This window comes from Mesorhizobium sp. WSM2561 (genome assembly GCF_000513915.1).
Taxonomy (GTDB): domain Bacteria; phylum Pseudomonadota; class Alphaproteobacteria; order Rhizobiales; family Rhizobiaceae; genus Mesorhizobium; species Mesorhizobium muleiense.
On record NZ_AZUX01000005.1, the window covers coordinates 209,182 to 227,077 of the forward strand.

14 protein-coding genes are annotated in these 17,896 nt (G+C 58.8%); 13 read left to right on the plus strand and 1 reads right to left on the minus strand.

The window, feature by feature from the left end; translation table 11 throughout:
• Position 1 precedes the first annotated feature (1 nt).
• From M727_RS36105 to cysQ, 13 genes are all read left to right on the plus strand, one after another.
• Entirely contained in the window at positions 2-976 is a 975-nt protein-coding gene (locus M727_RS36105; RefSeq protein ID WP_051505567.1) for an SDR family oxidoreductase, read from the plus strand.
• Complete coding sequence (locus tag M727_RS0108975; protein WP_027152400.1) at positions 973-2,148, plus strand: glycosyltransferase family 1 protein; 1,176 nt, start codon at positions 973-975, stop codon at positions 2,146-2,148. Before M727_RS36105 ends, M727_RS0108975 begins: the two co-directional genes overlap by 4 nt.
• A complete protein-coding gene (locus M727_RS0108980) occupies positions 2,145-4,385 on the plus strand; it encodes an AGE family epimerase/isomerase (RefSeq protein ID WP_027152401.1) in 2,241 nt (746 codons plus the stop codon). Before M727_RS0108975 ends, M727_RS0108980 begins: the two co-directional genes overlap by 4 nt.
• 113 nt (positions 4,386-4,498) lie before the next feature.
• Positions 4,499-4,972: a hypothetical protein gene (locus M727_RS0108985; protein WP_156941504.1), complete on the plus strand. Its 474-nt coding sequence runs from the start codon at positions 4,499-4,501 to the stop codon at positions 4,970-4,972.
• Between the two features lie 331 nt (positions 4,973-5,303).
• The gene (locus M727_RS0108990) at positions 5,304-5,819 is read left to right on the plus strand and encodes a hypothetical protein (RefSeq protein ID WP_027152403.1); all 516 of its coding nucleotides are present in this window, start codon (positions 5,304-5,306) and stop codon (positions 5,817-5,819) included.
• Between the two features lie 360 nt (positions 5,820-6,179).
• A complete protein-coding gene (locus M727_RS0108995) occupies positions 6,180-6,989 on the plus strand; it encodes a CpsB/CapC family capsule biosynthesis tyrosine phosphatase (protein ID WP_027152404.1) in 810 nt (269 codons plus the stop codon).
• Positions 6,990-7,054: 65 nt separating this feature from the next.
• Complete coding sequence (locus M727_RS0109000; RefSeq protein ID WP_245268511.1) at positions 7,055-7,780, plus strand: polysaccharide biosynthesis/export family protein; 726 nt, start codon at positions 7,055-7,057, stop codon at positions 7,778-7,780.
• 52 nt (positions 7,781-7,832) lie between these two features.
• Complete coding sequence (locus M727_RS0109005) at positions 7,833-10,205, plus strand: polysaccharide biosynthesis tyrosine autokinase (protein ID WP_027152406.1); 2,373 nt, start codon at positions 7,833-7,835, stop codon at positions 10,203-10,205.
• On the plus strand, positions 10,093-11,352 hold the full coding sequence (locus M727_RS0109010) for a hypothetical protein (protein WP_036261858.1): 1,260 nt from the start codon (positions 10,093-10,095) through the stop codon (positions 11,350-11,352). The genes M727_RS0109005 and M727_RS0109010 overlap by 113 nt, the downstream gene beginning before the upstream one ends.
• Entirely contained in the window at positions 11,349-12,662 is a 1,314-nt protein-coding gene (locus M727_RS0109015) for an O-antigen ligase family protein (protein WP_027152408.1), read from the plus strand. Before M727_RS0109010 ends, M727_RS0109015 begins: the two co-directional genes overlap by 4 nt.
• Before the next feature lie 244 nt (positions 12,663-12,906).
• Positions 12,907-13,812 (plus strand): sulfate adenylyltransferase subunit CysD, encoded by a 906-nt coding sequence (gene cysD / locus M727_RS0109020; protein WP_027152409.1) that lies wholly within the window; start codon positions 12,907-12,909, stop codon positions 13,810-13,812.
• A 2-nt stretch (positions 13,813-13,814) separates the two neighbouring features.
• A complete protein-coding gene (cysN, locus tag M727_RS0109025; RefSeq protein WP_027152410.1) occupies positions 13,815-15,752 on the plus strand; it encodes a sulfate adenylyltransferase subunit CysN in 1,938 nt (645 codons plus the stop codon).
• Positions 15,753-15,762: 10 nt separating this feature from the next.
• Entirely contained in the window at positions 15,763-16,548 is a 786-nt protein-coding gene (gene cysQ / locus M727_RS0109030) for a 3'(2'),5'-bisphosphate nucleotidase CysQ (RefSeq protein WP_027152411.1), read from the plus strand.
• Positions 16,549-16,571: 23 nt separating this feature from the next.
• Here cysQ and M727_RS0109035 read toward each other — a convergent pair whose 3' ends face one another.
• On the minus strand, positions 16,572-17,714 hold the full coding sequence (locus M727_RS0109035; protein WP_027152412.1) for a DegT/DnrJ/EryC1/StrS aminotransferase family protein: 1,143 nt from the start codon (positions 17,712-17,714) through the stop codon (positions 16,572-16,574).
• Positions 17,715-17,896 lie beyond the last annotated feature (182 nt).

Consider the following 17,896-nt stretch of genomic DNA (forward strand, 5'->3'; position numbering starts at 1 on the left):
GGTGGCGCAGCTGAAAGAGGCGAGGCCTGTTTGGGTGACTGGAGCCGGCGGCTTCATTGGCCTGCATTTATCGCGATTTCTTGCCGGAGAAGGCCATCATGTCCTCGGCTTCGGCCGAAGCGAAGCCCCTGGGTTCGCGGCGGCGACCGGCGGCGCATTCTTTTCCGGCGGAGTGACCGCGCAAACGATGGACGCGGCTCTCGCTGTACACGGCCGCCCGGCAGCCGTTTACCATCTGGCTGGCGGCGCTACCGTCGGGCAGTCGATTGCCGATCCGCTGAAGGATTTTGAACAAAGCGTCGTTTCCGCGGCTTGTGTCCTCGATTTCCTGCGTCGCCACGCACCCGATGCCTCAGTCGTTCTGGCATCCTCCGCCGCCGTCTATGGCGGCGGCCACTTCGGCCCCATCAGCGTCGATGCCGCACTCGAGCCGTACTCACCTTATGGTCATCACAAGCGAATGGTTGAGGAGCTTGGCCGGTCGTATTGTGCCGCATACGGCCAGCCGGTCTCGGTGGCTCGCCTCTTTTCGGTCTATGGAGAAGGATTGCGCAAGCAACTGCTCTGGGATCTCTGCGGCAGGCTCGCGGCAGACGAAACCGACATTGTGCTTGGCGGCACGGGTACGGAAATGAGGGATTGGCACCATATCTCGGACGTTGTGCGGTTGATCCATCACATTTTGCCTGCCGGCGAACCGCGCTTCGCCATCTATAATGGCGGTGCGGGCGCTGCTGCACCCGTCAGCACGATTTCCAGCATGGTTCTGGAGGCCTGGGGAGGGAACCATCGCCTCTCGTTTTCTGGAAAATCCCGTCTGGGCGACCCTGTCAATCTGATCTCAGATCCATCCGGCGTCCCGGATGGGCTTCAGTTGCGGGTGCCACTCAGCAGGGGCATTGCTGGCTATGTCGATTGGTATCGCGCTGAAATTCTCGCCGAGCCGGTCGGCCATTTGCGACGCTCCGCGCCTTGATTACCGTCGGCTTCACTCTCATCGGCCGCGGAACTTGGTCAGGCGGCGAGTCCTATCTACGCAACATGCTGAGCGTCATCGCCTCCGAGCTGCGTGGCAAGGTGCAGGCGAAACTGTTTCTCACACCCGAGCAGCATTCAAGCATTGGCGCGTCCTTCGATCATATGTTGGCCGCGCCCGCTATCGTTGATAACCGGGTCACGGGCGCCGGCCTCGGCAGGCGAGGGCTGATCGCACTCGCTGGCGGAAGTGACCGTGCCTTCGTGGACCTTGTCGCTGCGCAAGGTATCGATGTTGTGTTTGAAGTCGCCCAGTGGTTCGGCAACCGGTTTCCAATACCGGTTGTTTCCTGGATTCCGGATTTCCAGCACCGTCGCCTGCCGCACCTCTTTCCGCGTAGCGCCTGGTGGCGCAGGGATCTCGGCTACCGCCTGCAGACGTCGGGAAATCGCACCATAATGCTCTCGAGTGGCGATGCGCTGGCGGACTGCGAAACATTCTATCCAGCCTCGCGCAACAAGACCGCCGTCGTACGCTTCGCTATCGATCTCGATCCAGGCGCCATCCTGGCGCGTGCCGATGCGGCGCGCCAGGCGCATGGGCTGCCCGGGCGTTTCTTCTTTCTCCCCAATCAGTTCTGGGTCCACAAGAACCACAGGCTGGTCATAGAGGCATTGAAGCATATAAATCAGATCGGAGCGCTGGCCCCCTTGCCGCCGGTAATCCTCTCCGGCCGCACCACGGATCCCCGCGATCCGACATTTTTCAAGCGTCTGATGGGCCTTGCTGAAACAGATGGACTTGGAAGCCATTTTCGACACCTCGGCTTGATTCCCTATGACGATGTCGTCGCCCTGATCGGCGCTGCTGACTACCTTCTGAATCCTTCACACTTCGAGGGGTGGTCGACCACGGTCGAGGAAGCGAAGTCGCTGGGCACGCCGATGCTGCTGTCCGACATTCCACTGCATCGCGAGCAGGCGCCGGAATCGCTCTTCTTCGCACCCGATAGTGCGAAAGCGCTGGCACAGCGTCTCCTCGAAGCTGGGCGGCGCCCCCGCTTGGCCCGCGACAGTGTCGCCGTGCTGCAAAGTCGGCAACAAATGCGCCGCCGAGACTATGCCGCAGCGCTCCTTGCTTTGTTCGAAAATGCCAGAGGTGTTACCCCATGACCGAGCGGATCGTCAGTTTTGTCATGAGCGGCGGTATTGGCTCACGGCTGTGGCCGCTGTCGCGCGAGGACAATCCCAAGCAGTTCCATGATTTTTCCGGCGATGGCTCGATGCTGGTCAAGACGTTGCGGCGGCTTACGGCGCGGCCGGACGGCGAAACGCCGGTCTTCCTGATTGCCTCGGAGCGGCATGCCGATCGCGTCCACGCTGATCTCGCCGGCATCGACCTTTCCGGCGGCGGCCCCTTGTTCGAGCCGACCGGACGCAACACCGCCGCCGCCGTCGCCTTGGCGACCCTGCGAACCCTCTCCGAATTTGGCGACAGCCTGGTGCTGGTGGTGCCGTCCGATCATGAGATCACGACCGCGCGACAATTCTGGCAGAGCGTGGAAAACGGCACCGCTGCGGCGCGTGCCGGCCGGCTGGTGGTATTCGGCATCAAGCCCGGCCACCCCGAAACCGGTTACGGCTATATCGAGATCGCCGGCGAGAAGGATGGCATCTGCGACGTCTCGCGTTTCGTCGAGAAACCGGACCTCGCGACCGCGCGGAGCTATCTGGCGGCCGGCAACTTCTACTGGAACACCGGCATCTTCCTGTTTCGCGCCAGCGCCATGCGCGACGCCTTCACGGCTTTCGAGCCCGAAATCTGGAAGGCCACCGAAAATGCCTATCAGGCGGCGACGTCAGATCTTTCCGGTCTCTATATGCCTCTGGAACTCTACGCCGCCATTCCGTCGACGTCGATCGACTATGCGATCATGGAGCGCGCCAGCCATATCGCCATGGTGCCGGCCGGCTTCCGCTGGAACGATCTCGGTTCCTGGCAATCGCTGCTCGATGTCGGCCCCTCAGACAATGACGGCAATGTCATCGTCGGCGATGTTGTCGCCATCGACTGCGAGAACTCCTACATCCGCAGCGACAGTCGCCTGCTCTCGGCCATCGGCTTGAAGGACGTTGCCATCGTCTCGACCGCCGATGCAACCTTCGTCGCCCCGGTCAGCCGCAGCCAGAACGTCAAGAAGATCGTCGAGCAACTCGAAAAGAGCGGCCGGCTGGAAACCAGGTTCACGCCCGCCGGCGATCGCGTGATCGAAAGCGGCGCCTGGCGGCGCCGAGTGCATCACTGGCTGTTTGAAGAGACGGTGCCGCTGTGGTCCACGGTCGGGGTCGATGAGCGCCATGGCGGTTTTCACGAGGCGCTTGGTTTTGACGCCACTCCGCTGAAGAAGCCCAAGCGCATGCGCACCATGGCCAGGCAAGTCTACGCCTTCGCTGTCGCCAGGGCGCGCGGCTGGGACGGGCCCGCCGACCGGTTGATCGGCCACGGCCTCGAATTCATGGCCAGGAACGGCCGCACCGACAATGGCGGCTGGGTGCGCACGCTCAATGTCGACGGCACGGTCGCCGACGCAGCCGAGGACGCCTATGATCATTCCTGCGTGCTGCTGGCGCTGGCGCATGCCCATATGGTCGGCAACCCTGATGCATTGCGGCTTGCCGAAGAAACCTTTTCGTTCCTCGACGCGCATCTCGAGGACCACCGCATGACCGGCTTTCTCGAAACGTCGAGCGGCGTGGGCGAACGCCGTTCCAACCCGCACATGCATCTGCTCGAGGCTTTCCTGGCCTGGCATCAGGCGACCGGCGAGCTCGCCTATCTTCGTCGCGCCGCGCGCATCGTCGATCTGTTTCGCAGCCATTTCTTCGATCCGGAAAGCTGGACGCTGGGCGAGTATTTCGATGCCGAGTGGAGGCCGGCGGAGGGCGAGAAAGGTGCCTGGACGGAACCCGGCCACCATTTCGAATGGGCCTCGCTGCTGGTCGACTTCGCCGGGCGCAGCGGCCAGAGTGACCTGGCCGGCTTTGCCAGAAAGCTCTATGCGTCGGCCATCGCCAACGGCCTCAATCGCGCCACCGGCCTCGCCTATGGCGCCGTCTCGCGGCAAGGCTTGCCGCTCGACCTTGTCTCGCGCAGTTGGCCGCAGGCGGAAGCAATCAAGGCGGCGATTGCACTGGACGGTTCGGGCGGCCCCGACCTCAAGCCCGAGATCGAAGCGCGTGTCGGCCGCCTGTTCCGCTGGCACATCAATCCGGCGCCGCTCGGCCTGTGGATAGACCGGATCGACGAGCGAGGCCGCTCGCTGGCGACCGATGTGCCGGCAAGCATCTTTTATCATCTGGTTTGCGCGCTGACCCAATATCTTGACAGCACCGTCGGCGAAGCACGATAGGGCAGTTGACGCAATTTCTTCGATTGAAATGGATGCGACCAGGCGGAGGTGAGTCGTCTGGACGTCTCCGCTAGAGGTGATAGAGACACGTGCTTGGCCGGGAGTGAGGATTTTTGTCGTTCAAGAAACTAAGCTTTTTGGCACTCCTTGCCCTGGCGTTTGCGGTTGGCTTCTTTGCCATCATCGTGGAAAAAGGGACGCCCCGTCGCCCCCCACCGCCAAAGCCACAAGCCGCGGTAGAGCCGTTTGATGGCAAGCTTTTCATCCAGGCGGTCGATGATCTTCGCGTCGGCAACCGCAAAATTGTGCTATGCGGCGTGGCGTTTACCAAGCCTCAATCTCTGCGTGCCATCGTAACGGACGCGGCGCGCCGGGACTACCAGGGGCTCGCCCTGACTTGCAAGCCGGTCGGCATGGGGACGCCTTGCGACGGCAATGTCGCCTCAAAGTTTGGTGATGCCGTCGTTGTGCAATGCCTCACGTCCGATGGCGCGGATTTGGCCGCCAAGCTTGCCGAGAATGGCATCTTGTGCGGACAGCCGGCGCAGGCCGGTTCGACCTACAAATCTTGCTTGTCAGGTTCGTAGTTCTCGCCATCTGCGTGTCATAAAATGAAAGACAGAATGTGCGATAACACCCCACGTTAAACAGAGTCGACCACGATCCCTGTACCAAAGCATCGGCGCGATGACCCTCAAACGCCACAAAATATACTTGCCTTGCCAACAATTTCCACAGGGGCCGGCCCGAAAATGGTAGATGCAAGCGAGTGTGTCCAATGAAACACATGAGAAACCAAAAATCATCTCGCATGTGCGAAGCAGGTTGGAATCAACATTAAAAGCTGTTAGGCGCTTGTTCAATACCTTGGTGCCCGGGTGGGGCCGAGGTGCGGCGGGACAAAAAGGATCGAAACGAATGAACCTTACTGTAAAAGTTGCGTTGGCCGGATTTGTCGCCTCGATCGGTTTCGGCCCGGTTTCGTCTTTCGCGCAGGATGCGTCTTGCACCTGTACGACGCCTTATCAGGGAGCGGCGAGCTCGATTGGTTCCATCGGGCAGGCCAATGGTGACGTAATGGTTTCGCAAGCCGTCGGCTATGGCCCGGCCAAAGCGGGAAATGCGCTGGATTTCGGCAGCCGCATAGTGGTCGGTGCCAAGGGGGCGGCCTCTGTTAATGTCGGTGGCTGCAACCTGGATGTGCCTGCGAATTCAAGCCTCGACATTTCCCGTGTCGAGAATAATATCTGCCTGAAAGTTGTGGGTTCCGAGCAGACGGCTGCCGCCGTGAGTTCCGAGCATACGGGTCAGATTGGCGCGGGCGGAAACCGGTCCTGGGTGCCGCTCGGTATTTTTGCGGGCATGGCTGGTGCGGCTGGTATCCTTGCTGCAACGCAGGATGACGGCGACGGCGGCGGCGCCGTCAGCCCTTAAGGCGCCCAGTAGGCAATATAGCAGAGCCATGTGACTAGCTCTGCTATATTGTATGCCCGGTGCCTCTGTGTAGCCTTGGCGCGCCGGCTGGAGTCGGGATATTGATGGAATTCGTCAACCATACCGCTCTATCACCTGAGTCGAACCTGAATGCGCTCCGTCGTGGGCGGATTCGTCTCGCCGGGAGGCACTGTGACGGGTGGTGCGGCAGTGCTGGTAATTGGCTTGCAAGCTGTCAGCGAATAGCTTGAATCCTACCGTATTGCACGACCTTGACAAATGCGTCATTCGCTCTGGTGCGGGTGGCGCTTTTGCCTTTTGGTTGGGAGAAGTCGTCAGTTTGCTTCAGCGCGGCCACCCATGATCGACCTGCATTCCCATATCTTGCCCGGTCTTGACGACGGCTCGCCCAGTCTTGCTGAATCGCTGGAAATGGCGCGGCTGGCGGTGGCCGATGGAACGACGCATATGGCGTGTACGCCGCATATCGTGCCAGGCATGTACGAAAACGGATCGGCAAATATCGCCCGCGCAGTTCAAGAATTGGAACAGGCGCTGCGCGGTGCCGCAATACCGCTTGCGCTTTACGTTGGCGCCGACGTGCATATAGCTCCGGATCTGCCGGAGCAATTGGCGCTGGGCAGTGTGCCGACCTTGAACAGATCTCGCTATTTTTTATTCGAGCCGCCGCACCACGTTCTGCCGCCAAGGCTGGAAGATTTCGCTCTGCGCCTCATAAACGCCGGGTTCGTTCCGATTCTTACCCATCCTGAGCGGCTGACATGGATCAAGGCAAATTACGAAATTGTTGAGAACTTGAATGCAGTGGGTTGCCTGATTCAACTTACCGCAGACTCAATTGTTGGTGCTTTTGGACGCACGGCGCTTTACTATTCGGAAAAGCTGATTGACGAGGGTAGGGTAGATATTATCGCTTCGGACGCCCACGGCGCCACCCGCCGGCGCCCTGGGCTTTCGCAGGCGGTTGCCGTTGCCGCGAAGCGATGTGGGGAAGATGAGGCCGGCAATATGGTGTTGAAACGCCCAGGCGAAATATTGGCGAACCGGCCCCTCGAGCCGGTCGGAAAGGCACGCTCGAAAAAGCCAAGCCCCGGCAACACCGGTCGCTTTGCAGGATTGGGTCGCCTGTTGAAGGGTGGGGCAGCGTGATGGGCGGGTTTCATTTCGCAAAAAATTATACGGGCGCCATATGTGCCTTGCTCGCTTCGCTCACGATGTCTGCCTGCACGAGCACCTCGTCGACGACATCATCGTCGTCGCCGACTTCGGTCGATGCGCTGCAACTGACGTCATCGTCGGCGCCGCTCTCCAGCGGCGGCGCCCTGCAGGTCGTAAAGGAACTGCCTGCGGCGCAAAACAGCCAGAACGGCAACGAGCAGCCCTTGTCGCCTAACGATGTGCTGGAGGTGAATGTGTTCCAGGTCGACAATCTGAACAGAACCGTTCAAGTCGACGCTGGCGGGCAAATTTCGCTTCCACTTATCGGAACCGTCACCGCGGCCGGGAAGACCGTCCGTCAGTTGGAGCAGGAAATCGAAACGGCCTACGGTGCCAACTATCTGCAGTCGCCCGATGTCTCGGTCTACGTCAAGGAATCGATCGGACAGCGCATTACCGTCGACGGTGAAGTCACCAGGGCCGGTATTTTTCCGGTGTCGAGCAATTCTTCTCTTATCGATGCGATTGCCCTTGCTGGAGGGTTCAATGCCGTTGGCGACGCGAAAAAAGTCTTTGTCTATCGCAATGTCGGCCAAAACACTCTGGTCGCAAATTACAATGTGGAGCAGATTCGCGCCGGCAAGAGCCGCAACCCACGCATCTATGGTGGCGACAAGATTGTCGTCTTCGCCTCGAAATCGAAAATCGCAATGAACAACCTCAAGGACGCCCTCGGCGTCGCCTCGAGTGCAGCCAGAATTGCGGTGATCCCGGGTATATAGTCATTGCCCGTCAGAATTCAGGACGCAGACAACCGTAGGATTGCTTCGCACCATGCTCGATCGCAATAGACAGCATCAAATTGCTGGCCCAGCACATAGCCAAGCCTTGTCTGCCGACCTGTATTATGACGGTGCGCAAAACTATAGCCCCTATGGTCGCGATTACTCCGAGCGGGACGAGCGCTTCAATCCACTCAAACTTTTGTTTTACGCTGTCCAGTATCGGTGGCTGATACTGATGATGGTAGCGGGCGGACTTGTTGCTGGCGTCGTCGTAACCATGATGCAGACGCCAAAATATCGGGCAACCGCTCAATTGGAGGTGCTGGTTCCTTCGGCCAAGGTGTTCCAGGACATTGAGGTGGTTTCTGAAACCGGCGACATGCGGGCATTTCAAACCGCTCGGGAAAAGCTGAAGAGCCGGGCTTTGGCGCAGCGAGCGGTGTTCCAACTGGGGCTTAGCGAAAAGCCGGATTTCCTGTTTCCGACCCCGAACTTCTCGCCAAGCAATATTTTCTATCGTGCGTTCGGAATTTCCAATTCGCCTTCCATAGAGGAGAAAACCCCAGAGGAACGTGAGGAAATTGCGATCCAACGTATTCTAGATGACCTCACGGTCACGCTGGTCACCAATACAAGCCTGCTGTCGATTACATTTGCCGACCAAAACCCGAAATATGCAAGTGATATAGCCAATCAGGTCGCGCAGAGTTTTATCGACCAGCGCCTCGATCAGACCAGCGAGACGTCGGACCTGGCACGGCAATTCATCCAGGAACAGGTTTTGCAGGTAAAGCAAAAGCTTCAGAAGTCCGAAGAGGAACTTGTCGCCTATGCAAAGGATGCGGGCATCACGATAACCGGCGAAGAAAAATCGCTGATAGGGTCGAACATCGAGACACTCAACACCGCTCTCGCGACAGCAATCCAGGAACGTCTCGATGCTGGACGAATGGTGGACCAGATAGACAAGGGCCGCGCGGCGAGCCTCGGCCCAGTCCTGGAGAGCGAAGGTCTGCAGAAGATCACCGAGAAACTGTCGGATTTGACCAGCCAGTATCAGCAGAAGCTGGGCATATTGAAGCCCGGTTTTCCAGAGATGCAGCAGCTTCAGGCGCAGATCAAGGAGCTGCAGCGGCTTTATGACAACGGCGTTTTGACGATCACCGATTCACTGCGGCAGAAATACCAGGAGGCTCAGAACAAGGAGGCCGACCTTAAGGCAAAACTTGCAGAGATGGAGACGCAGCAGGTCATCTTCAACGATAAGAACATTAAATACACCATCTTGAAGCGTGAAGTTGATTCGAACCGCTCGCAATATGACAATTTGATTGCCAAGCTGAACGAGGTTGGTGTGAGCTCCGAGCTCAAGACACAAAGCGCCGCAATCGTCGATTTCGCGACGCTGCCCAATCGCCCTTATTCTCCACGCCTGACCATCAATCTTGCGATCGCTCTGGCTCTTTTCCTGGCGCTCAGCGCGTCAATAATTTACATAATTGAGTTGTTGAACAACACCTTCACCAATCCTGAGCAAATCGAAAAGGAGCTGGGATTGGCGATGCTCGGCATCCTGCCGCATGTTGATGACCGGGAATTGATTGCCAGCATCGCCGATCCAAAATCAGGACTGTCCGAGGCCTACCGTTCGCTTCGAACATCGCTTCAGTTTTCCGGGGCCGAAGGCGCGCCGCGATCGCTGCTGGTCACGAGTTCGGAACCATCCGAGGGCAAGTCGACCACCTCGTTCAAGCTCGGACAGGATTTTGCCGCGCTCGGTGCCAGGGTCCTCATTGTCGACGGCGATCTTCGAAAACCCAATCTTCACCGGCTGTTTGGTCTCGACAACACAATCGGACTGAGCAACCTCTTGACGAACACCGTCCGCAAGGATGATCTGGCAAGCATTTTCAGGGCGACGAAATATCCTAATGTGACCGTCCTGACTTCCGGAACGATCCCGCCGAACCCTGCGGACCTGCTCTCTTCACCAAAGATGGCGCTGATCATTACCAATCTCGGCAAGCGTTTCGACCTTGTCATAATCGATGCCCCGCCGATCGTCGGCCTTTCAGATGCGCCTATACTCAGCCGGCTTGCCGAGGGCACATTGATGGTCATTTCTACCAATCAGGTAACGCGCAAGTCGGCGAAGACGGCGTTGAAGCGCTTGCGATCTGCCGGCGCGAATGTGGTCGGAGCCGCGATGTCGAAGTTTGCGGTGAACAAGTTCGATTACAACTACGCCTACAAATACATGAACTACCAGTATTACGACTACGGCACCCCGAAGCTTGAGGGCAAAGTCGATGACGGAGCAGACCAGCCCGCTTATGCAAAATCTCCGGCGTTCAGGCGTTTGGTTCGCCGCATCCGTTCTAGTGTTGGCGGCTTCGTCGATCGGGCTAAGTCGGTTTCTTGAAAACGAGACGCCAACCGTTTCCCTCGCGCTGGATCCGTTGAACGTCAATGCCTTGATAGGCGAGATTACCCACGACCTGAACGATACAAGCAATGCTCCCGATCTCGACGCATTGCTTGTCAAGGCCGAAAGCGCGCTGCGTTTTGACCTTGCGGACGCACGTCTCTACAGCCTGATCGGCGAGATCAAGTACCGAAAGAGTGAAAAAGACCAAGCCTATGAGTTTTTCGATCAAGCTCGAAATTTATCCAAGACCGAAATCCTCGCGCTCCAGAGGTCGATAGGCCGCTCCATCGAAACAGGCGATCTGTCCGGGGCCGTCCGCGAGATCGATATTTTGCTGCGGCGATGGCCAGATCAATTTCCGGCGATCGCCGAGGGGCTGCCGACAATCCTCTCGAACCCCGATGGATACCAGGCCGTGCTGGCAGCCATCAGGGCCGCGGCGCCCTGGAGGTCCAATCTGTTGGTCACGCTCGCGAAAACCCCCGACGGGCTCGATTTCGCAAATCGGCTGCTGCTCGATTTGACTGGGTCAAGTGCGCCACCAAACTCGAGCGAGGTGTCCCATCTGATCCACAGCTATTTTGGTCAGAAAAAATATGAACAAGCGTATCGGTTGTTTCTTTTCAGTCTGTCCGATCAAGAACGGAAATTGGGCGGATACATTTTCAACAGCACATTTGAGCCTGTGTCCAGCGGCAAGCCTTTTGATTGGCAGGTCGGCGATCAGTCGGGTCTCGAAGTTACGCTTGCAACGGCTCAAAATACGGTTGAAGGTGAGGGGGGGGCGACGGTCCGCTTCCTGAATACACCGGTCAAGAACGCAGCTCTTCAGCAGTATATCCAGCTGCCGCCAGGCTCCTACAAGATTTCTTTGGCTGCGTCCGCAAGAAACCTGAAGCTTCCAAAGGAGTTGTTCTGGTCGATTAGGTGCGTGGGGCCTGCCGGCGAAATAGCGCGGTTCAATATTCCGGAGGGTACATATAATCGTCAGGCGCTCAGTCAGGATTTTTCGGTTGGATCGGCTGGGTGCCCCATGCAATTATTGAAGCTGGAAACTGCCGCCATTGCCGAGAGCTGGCGCTTTCGCTACGTCGGCACATTGGTAATGCACAAATTGAGCATCGAGAGACTTTCATCTTGAGCGACCGTCCGTCGGAATGGGACAAATATCTCCTCGGATCGGTTCTGTTTATAGCGCTGCTGACCGGCGGCGGCACTGCGAGTGGCCTTTACACGGACACGCTGATCGAGGTTGCGGCAATTGTCTCGGCAGCGGCGGTCTTTTCACAGGCCTCTGGCCAAAGGACCCCCCATTCTGTTCTGTGGCTGCTTATCTTCGCTGTGGCGCTGGTGGTTTTGCAAATCGTTCCCCTGCCTGCGGCGATATTCAGCGGATTGCGACCGGAACTGTTGCTCGCAGATTCCGAGCTTGTAGGGGAATCCCAATTTCGTTTCGTCAGTGTCGGCGTTGGACGGACGATCGAATGTCTGTTGTATCTGGTGGCGTTGGCGGCGTTTTTTTTGAGCGTTTTGCGTTTGCGTGCCGAGCAAGTCCCTGCGCTTCTGCCGTTCTTTTTTATGGGTGTTATCTGTAACGGCTTGGCAGGCGCGATTCAATATTCGCTCTCGGACGACATTGCCATAAAGGGATTATTGCCGTTCACGATAAACGCCGGGCTTTTTGCCAACGAGAATCATTTTGCGGCGTTACTTTTTGTATCTATTCCCTTCGTCGTTTATTACGGTCTATTCCGCGGACATCTTTTGTCGGGATCGCTCGGGCTGGCCACGCTTTTGCTGCTCCTTTTGGCCGTCGGTTCGCGTGCCGGCGTTCTGATCGGGTTAGCGATCACCGTGCTATCCATAGTCTTCCTTTCAACGCGTTCCAGGGTGGGTGGACTCAGCATCCTTGCAGTTTTCATAGGACTCTCGGTGTTTACGATAGGCGCGTGGACGAAGATCGAGGCCGAAGCTATCGACCCCGATTTCGGACGAGGAGAGATTGCTCGCACCACCATTGAGGGGATCAAAGAGAATTGGGCAACCGGCGTCGGGTTTGGAAATTTTCAAAAGACCTACCAGATATATGAAAAGGAAGGGATGATTTTCAGGCAGTATGTAAATCATGCTCACAACGAGTATCTTGAAATCGCTTTCGAAGGCGGAGTTCTTGCTGTTCTATTGATGGCGCTTTATTTCGTGATTCTTTTTATGGCGCTTGCGAGAGTTCGTCGCGATCCCCTTCAAAAGGCGGCGTTTCTCTCCGTGTTTTTTCTTCTCATTCATTCACTCGTCGATTATCCGTTGCGGACCGAGGCGCTTGCAATGACTTTTGCCTTTATGAACGCCATTATCTTCCACAAAGGATTTGCAGCCCGCCAGAAGAGTGAATTGATCGAGATCGACCACAACGGTGAAAAATTACTTGTTCCCTTCGGAACGCCGTCCTAGCGCCTCCTGGCGACGGCCCTGCGATCTAGGCAGGAATTTCCGGGTTCTGGTCCCTGCGTGGAAAATTCTTTCTCGAACCATTCCAGCGCAGGCCTGTCTTGCATTGTTATAGATAATGGCGATCTGCTAGAACCCCTGCACGAAAAGAACATCGTCCAGAGGTGAAGCTTGGACGGGCTGCTGAAAAATTGCGCCTGATGCATCGATGCAAGATCCGGGCGGCACGAGAGAACGCTTAAAGTCCATGAACATCGCGCTTACGCATCTGCAGCGGCTTGAAGCCGAATCCATCCATATCTTTCGCGAGGTTGCGGCGACCTTCGCCAAGCCGGTCATGCTCTATTCGGTCGGCAAGGACTCCTCCGTGCTGATGCATCTTGCGATGAAGGCGTTTTATCCGGCCAAGCCGCCCTTTCCCTTTCTCCACGTCGACACGACCTGGAAATTCCGCGAGATGATCGCCTTTCGCGATCAGATGGCGCAAAAGCTCGGCTTCGATCTCCTGGTCCATGTCAACGGCGATGGTGTGCGCGACAATATCAACCCCTTCGACCATGGCTCCAACACCCATACGCATGTGATGAAGACCGTGGCGCTGCGCCAGGCGCTCGACAAATACGGCTTCGATGCAGCCTTCGGCGGGGCGCGGCGCGACGAGGAGAAATCGCGTGCCAAGGAACGGATATTCTCTTTCCGCAATGCCCACCACGTCTGGGATCCGAAGAACCAGCGGCCGGAGATGTGGAGGATATTCAACACCCGCGTCGCGACCGGTGAATCGATCCGGGTCTTTCCGTTGTCGAACTGGACCGAACTCGATATCTGGCAGTACATTCTCCAGGAAGACATCCCGATCGTGCCGCTCTATTTCGCCAAGGAGCGGCCGGTCGTCGAACGTGACGGCATGCTCATTCTGAGGGATGACGACCGCATGCAATTGCGTCCCGGCGAGACGGTGGAGAACCGGCTGGTACGGTTCCGCACGCTCGGCTGCTATCCGCTGACCGGCGCGATCGAATCGGCCGCCGACACGCTGGAGGCCATTGTTGGCGAAATGCTCACGGCGCGCACCTCCGAACGGCAGGGCCGCCTGATCGACCGTGATGAAGCCGGCTCGATGGAAAAGAAGAAGCGCGAGGGGTATTTCTGAGCATGCGCCACATCACGGCCGAGAGCCTCGCCCCCACCGACGGCATTCGCGACTATCTGGCGGTGCAGGAACAAAAATCGCTGCTGCGCTTCCTGACCTGCGGTTCCGTCGACGACGGCAAGTCGACGTTGATCGGGCGCCTGCTTTCGGACACCAAGCAGATTTTCGAGGACCAGCTTGCTGCACTCGAGCGTGATTCGCGCAAGCACGGGACGACGGGCGACGACGTCGACTTCGCGCTGCTGGTCGATGGCCTCGAGGCCGAGCGCGAGCAGGGCATCACCATTGATGTCGCCTATCGCTTTTTCGCCACGCCAAAACGCAAATTCATCGTTGCCGACACACCCGGCCACGAACAATACACGCGCAACATGGCGACGGGCGCGTCGACCGCCGATCTGGCCATTGTGCTGATCGACGCCCGGCAGGGCGTGCTGCGCCAGACAAGGCGCCACTCGATCATTGCCTCGCTGCTCGGCATCCGGCACATTGTGCTCGCCGTCAACAAGATCGATCTCGTCGGCTTCAACAAGGCGGTGTTCGAACGGATCATCGAGGACTATCGGCAATTTTCGCACAAGCTTGGCTTCGAGACGATCGTGCCAATCCCGATGTCTGCCCGTTACGGCGACAACGTCACCAGCCGCTCGGATAAGACGACGTGGTATTCCGGCCCGACGCTGATCGAACATCTGGAAGCCGTGTCAGTCGATGAAGCCGTTGTCGAACTGCCGTTCCGTTTTCCGGTGCAGTATGTGAACCGCCCAAATCTCGATTTTCGCGGTTTTGCCGGCACGATTGCGTCCGGCTCGGTCTCACCAGGCGACGAGGTCGTTGTCGCCAAATCCGGCAAGTCCGCTCATGTCAGGCGCATTGTCTCGCATGGCGGCGATCTGAGCCAGGCGGTGGCCGGCCAGGCCATCACCCTAGTTCTCGACGACGAGGTCGAGGTCTCGCGCGGCAACATGCTGGTGTCGCCGGCGGCGCGGCCGCTGGTCGCCGACCAGTTCGCCGCCAACATCGTCTGGTTCGACGAGCACGCGCTGCTGCCGGGCCGCTCCTATATCCTGCGGACCGAGACCGATCAGACCAGCGCTACCGTCACCGACCTGAAATACCGCGTCAACGTCAACGATTTTGCCCATGAGGCGGCCAAGTCGTTGGAAATGAACGAGGTCGGCATTTGCAACATCTCGTCGCGGGCGCCGATCGCCTTCGATACTTTCGCCGAGAACCGCACGACCGGCGCCTTCATCCTGATCGACCGCATCACCAACGCCACTGTCGGCGCCGGCATGATCCTGCATTCGCTGCGCCGCGCCGAAAACATCCACTGGCAATCGCTCGATGTCGGCAAGCATGGCCGCGCCGATCTGAAGAACCAGCGGCCTGCCGTGTTCTGGTTCACCGGGCTCTCGGGGTCGGGCAAGTCGACCATCGCCAACCTTTTCGAGAAGAAGCTGTTCGCCACCGGCCGCCACACCTACATCCTGGACGGCGATAATGTCCGCCACGGGCTCAATCGCGATCTTGGCTTCACCGATGCCGACCGCGTCGAAAACATTCGCCGCGTGGCCGAAGTGGCGCGCCTGATGGCCGATGCCGGGCTGATCGTCATCGTTTCGTTCATTTCGCCATTCAGCGCCGAAAGGCGGATGGCCAGGGAATTGATGGCCAGCGGTGAATTCGTCGAGGTGTTTGTCGACACACCCTTTGAGGAATGCGCCAGACGCGATCCGAAGGGCCTCTATGCGCGGGCGTTGAATGGCGAAATCAAGAATTTCACCGGCGTCGATTCACCGTATGAAGCCCCGGAAAATCCCGAAATCCATCTCAAGACACTCGGCAAGTCGGCCGAGGAGATGGTAGAAGCCCTGGAACTCTGGCTGAACGAGCGCGACATTGCCGAAAACCAATACGACAGCGGCGGCGGTATCTGACGACGAAGCGATGCTCGGCGTGTTCGAGCGCCTTGCCCTGGCGGCGGGGCGAGAGGTGATGCGTGTTTTTGATGCCGGCTGCGCGGTCGACCAGAAATCTGACAGCTCGCCAGTGACCGAAGCCGATCGCGAGAGCGAAAAGATCATTCTCGCCGGGCTGCGCGCGGCGTTCCCTGATATCCCTTGCGTGGCTGAGGAAGAGGCATCGGCCGGCATCGTGCCGCCGGACCTCGACGACGCCTTCTTCCTGGTGGATCCGCTCGACGGCACCAAGGAATTCGTCAACCGCAGGACCGACTTCACCGTCAACATCGCGCTCGTTCGCCACGGCGTGCCGGAGATCGGTGTGGTCTTTGCGCCATGCACCGGACGCTTCTTTTCCGGCCGGCCGGGCAGGGCGGAAGCAATCGATATCAATGGGGATTACCAGATCATCGGCCGTCGGCCGATTTCTGCCAGAACGGGCGTGGCGCCACTGACCGTCGTCGCCAGCCGGTCCCACAACACGCCGGAGACCGAAGCCTATATCCGCACGGTGGGCGCTGCCGAGATCGTCTCGGTCGGCTCGTCGCTGAAATTCTGTCTTGTCGCCAGCGCCGAGGCCGACGTCTACCCGCGCTTCGGCCGCACCATGGAGTGGGACACCGCGGCGGGTGACGCGGTGCTGCGCGCCGCAGGCGGGATGACGCGCTTGCTCGATGGTCAGCCGCTGGCCTACGGCAAGCGCAACCAGAGCGATGACGTGGATTTTGCCAATCCGCATTTCATCGCCAGCGGGAAGAGCGCGGGCCAGTAATCTCCCCCCTCAAGGGTGCGCGCCTACGCGGCGGCGATTTGCGCCGAATTCGAGCCGATATAGTTCCGGATCGTCTCGATGATCCGGTCCTGGTCGGCCTCGCTCAGATAGGGATGCATGGGCAGGCACAGGATACGCTTCGGCAGCTCCTCAGAAACGGCAAGACCTGTCGGCGTGCGCGGATAGTCGCGGTAGGCGATCTGGCTGTGCAAGGGCTTCACATAATAGATCACCGACGGGATATTTTTTTCCCCGAGATGCGCCTTCAGCCCGTCGCGCTTCGGCGTCTCGATGGCATATTGCGCCCAGGCCGAACGGCCGCCGTCCAGGTTGCGCGCTGCCTTGACGATGTCGCCGAGGCCTTCGGCATACCGTTTGGCGACCGCTTGCCGGGCAACCATCTCGTCTTCAAGAATGGCCAGCTTCTCGATCAGGATCGCCGCCTGCAGAGTGTCGAGCCGCGAATTGATGCCGACGCGGACATTGTCATATTGGGTTTCGCCTTTGCCGTGGAAGGCGAACGAGCGGAGCTGTTCGGCCAGCGCATCGTCATTGGTGAACATCGCGCCGCCGTCGCCATAGCAGCCGAGCGGTTTTGCCGGGTAGAAGCTGGTCGAGCCGACCGCGCCGAACGAACCTAACATCTTGCCGTCGCTCGAGCCGCCGATCGCCTGGGCGGCATCTTCGATCACCATCAGCCCTTCGCGGTTGGCGATGGCCATGATCGCGTCGTAATCGGCGGCTAGCCCGAACAGGTCGACGGGAATGATCGCCCTTGGCTTCAGCCGGCCTTCCGCCTTGATCATGGCGATGGCGGCTTCGAGGCTGGCGATGTCGATATTGTACGTCTCGGGGTCGACATCGACGAAAACCGGCTCGGCCTTGGCCAGCGCCACCACTTCCGCCGTGGCGGCGAAGGTGAAGCTCGGCACGAACACCGCGTCACCTGGGCCGATGCCGGCCGCAAACAGCGGCAGCAGCAGTGCGTCAGTGCCGTTGGCGCAGGCGATGACATGCTTGGTGCCGATATAGGCGGCGAGCTTGTTTTCGAATTCGGTGACCTCAGGTCCGAGAATGTAGCGCCCCTCGTCGACGACGCGGTCTATGGCGGCTTTCAGCCTGTCGCGGATTCGTTCGCGCTGCGCGCCAAGATCGATGAACTGCATGTCGGCCTCAAAACGGTACTAGCCAGATAACCGGCCGCTGGTATCAGACTTGGCGCGGCCGAGAAAGCTGCACGGACCAAACCACGAATTGCTCAAATGTCGCAGCCTGTTACCTCTCAGTCCGACAGGTCCCCATCAGACGCCGGAAATCCGGGGCTTTGTTGCGCACGACACGGCCTTCG

Bases quoted from the DNA above. Each gene is read 5' to 3' on its own strand.
- M727_RS0108995 (WP_027152404.1), top strand. From the start codon at position 6,180: ATGATCGACCTGCATTCCCATATCTTGCCCGGTCTTGACGACGGCTCG.
- M727_RS0109005 (WP_027152406.1), top strand. From the start codon at position 7,833: ATGCTCGATCGCAATAGACAGCATCAAATTGCTGGCCCAGCACATAGC.
- M727_RS0109010 (WP_036261858.1), top strand. From the start codon at position 10,093: ATGACGGAGCAGACCAGCCCGCTTATGCAAAATCTCCGGCGTTCAGGC.
- M727_RS0108980 (WP_027152401.1), top strand. From the start codon at position 2,145: ATGACCGAGCGGATCGTCAGTTTTGTCATGAGCGGCGGTATTGGCTCA.
- cysD (WP_027152409.1), top strand. From the start codon at position 12,907: ATGAACATCGCGCTTACGCATCTGCAGCGGCTTGAAGCCGAATCCATC.
- M727_RS0109000 (WP_245268511.1), top strand. From the start codon at position 7,055: ATGTCTGCCTGCACGAGCACCTCGTCGACGACATCATCGTCGTCGCCG.
- cysQ (WP_027152411.1), top strand. From the start codon at position 15,763: ATGCTCGGCGTGTTCGAGCGCCTTGCCCTGGCGGCGGGGCGAGAGGTG.
- M727_RS0108990 (WP_027152403.1), top strand. From the start codon at position 5,304: ATGAACCTTACTGTAAAAGTTGCGTTGGCCGGATTTGTCGCCTCGATC.
- cysN (WP_027152410.1), top strand. From the start codon at position 13,815: ATGCGCCACATCACGGCCGAGAGCCTCGCCCCCACCGACGGCATTCGC.
- M727_RS0109035 (WP_027152412.1), bottom strand. From the start codon at position 17,714: ATGCAGTTCATCGATCTTGGCGCGCAGCGCGAACGAATCCGCGACAGG.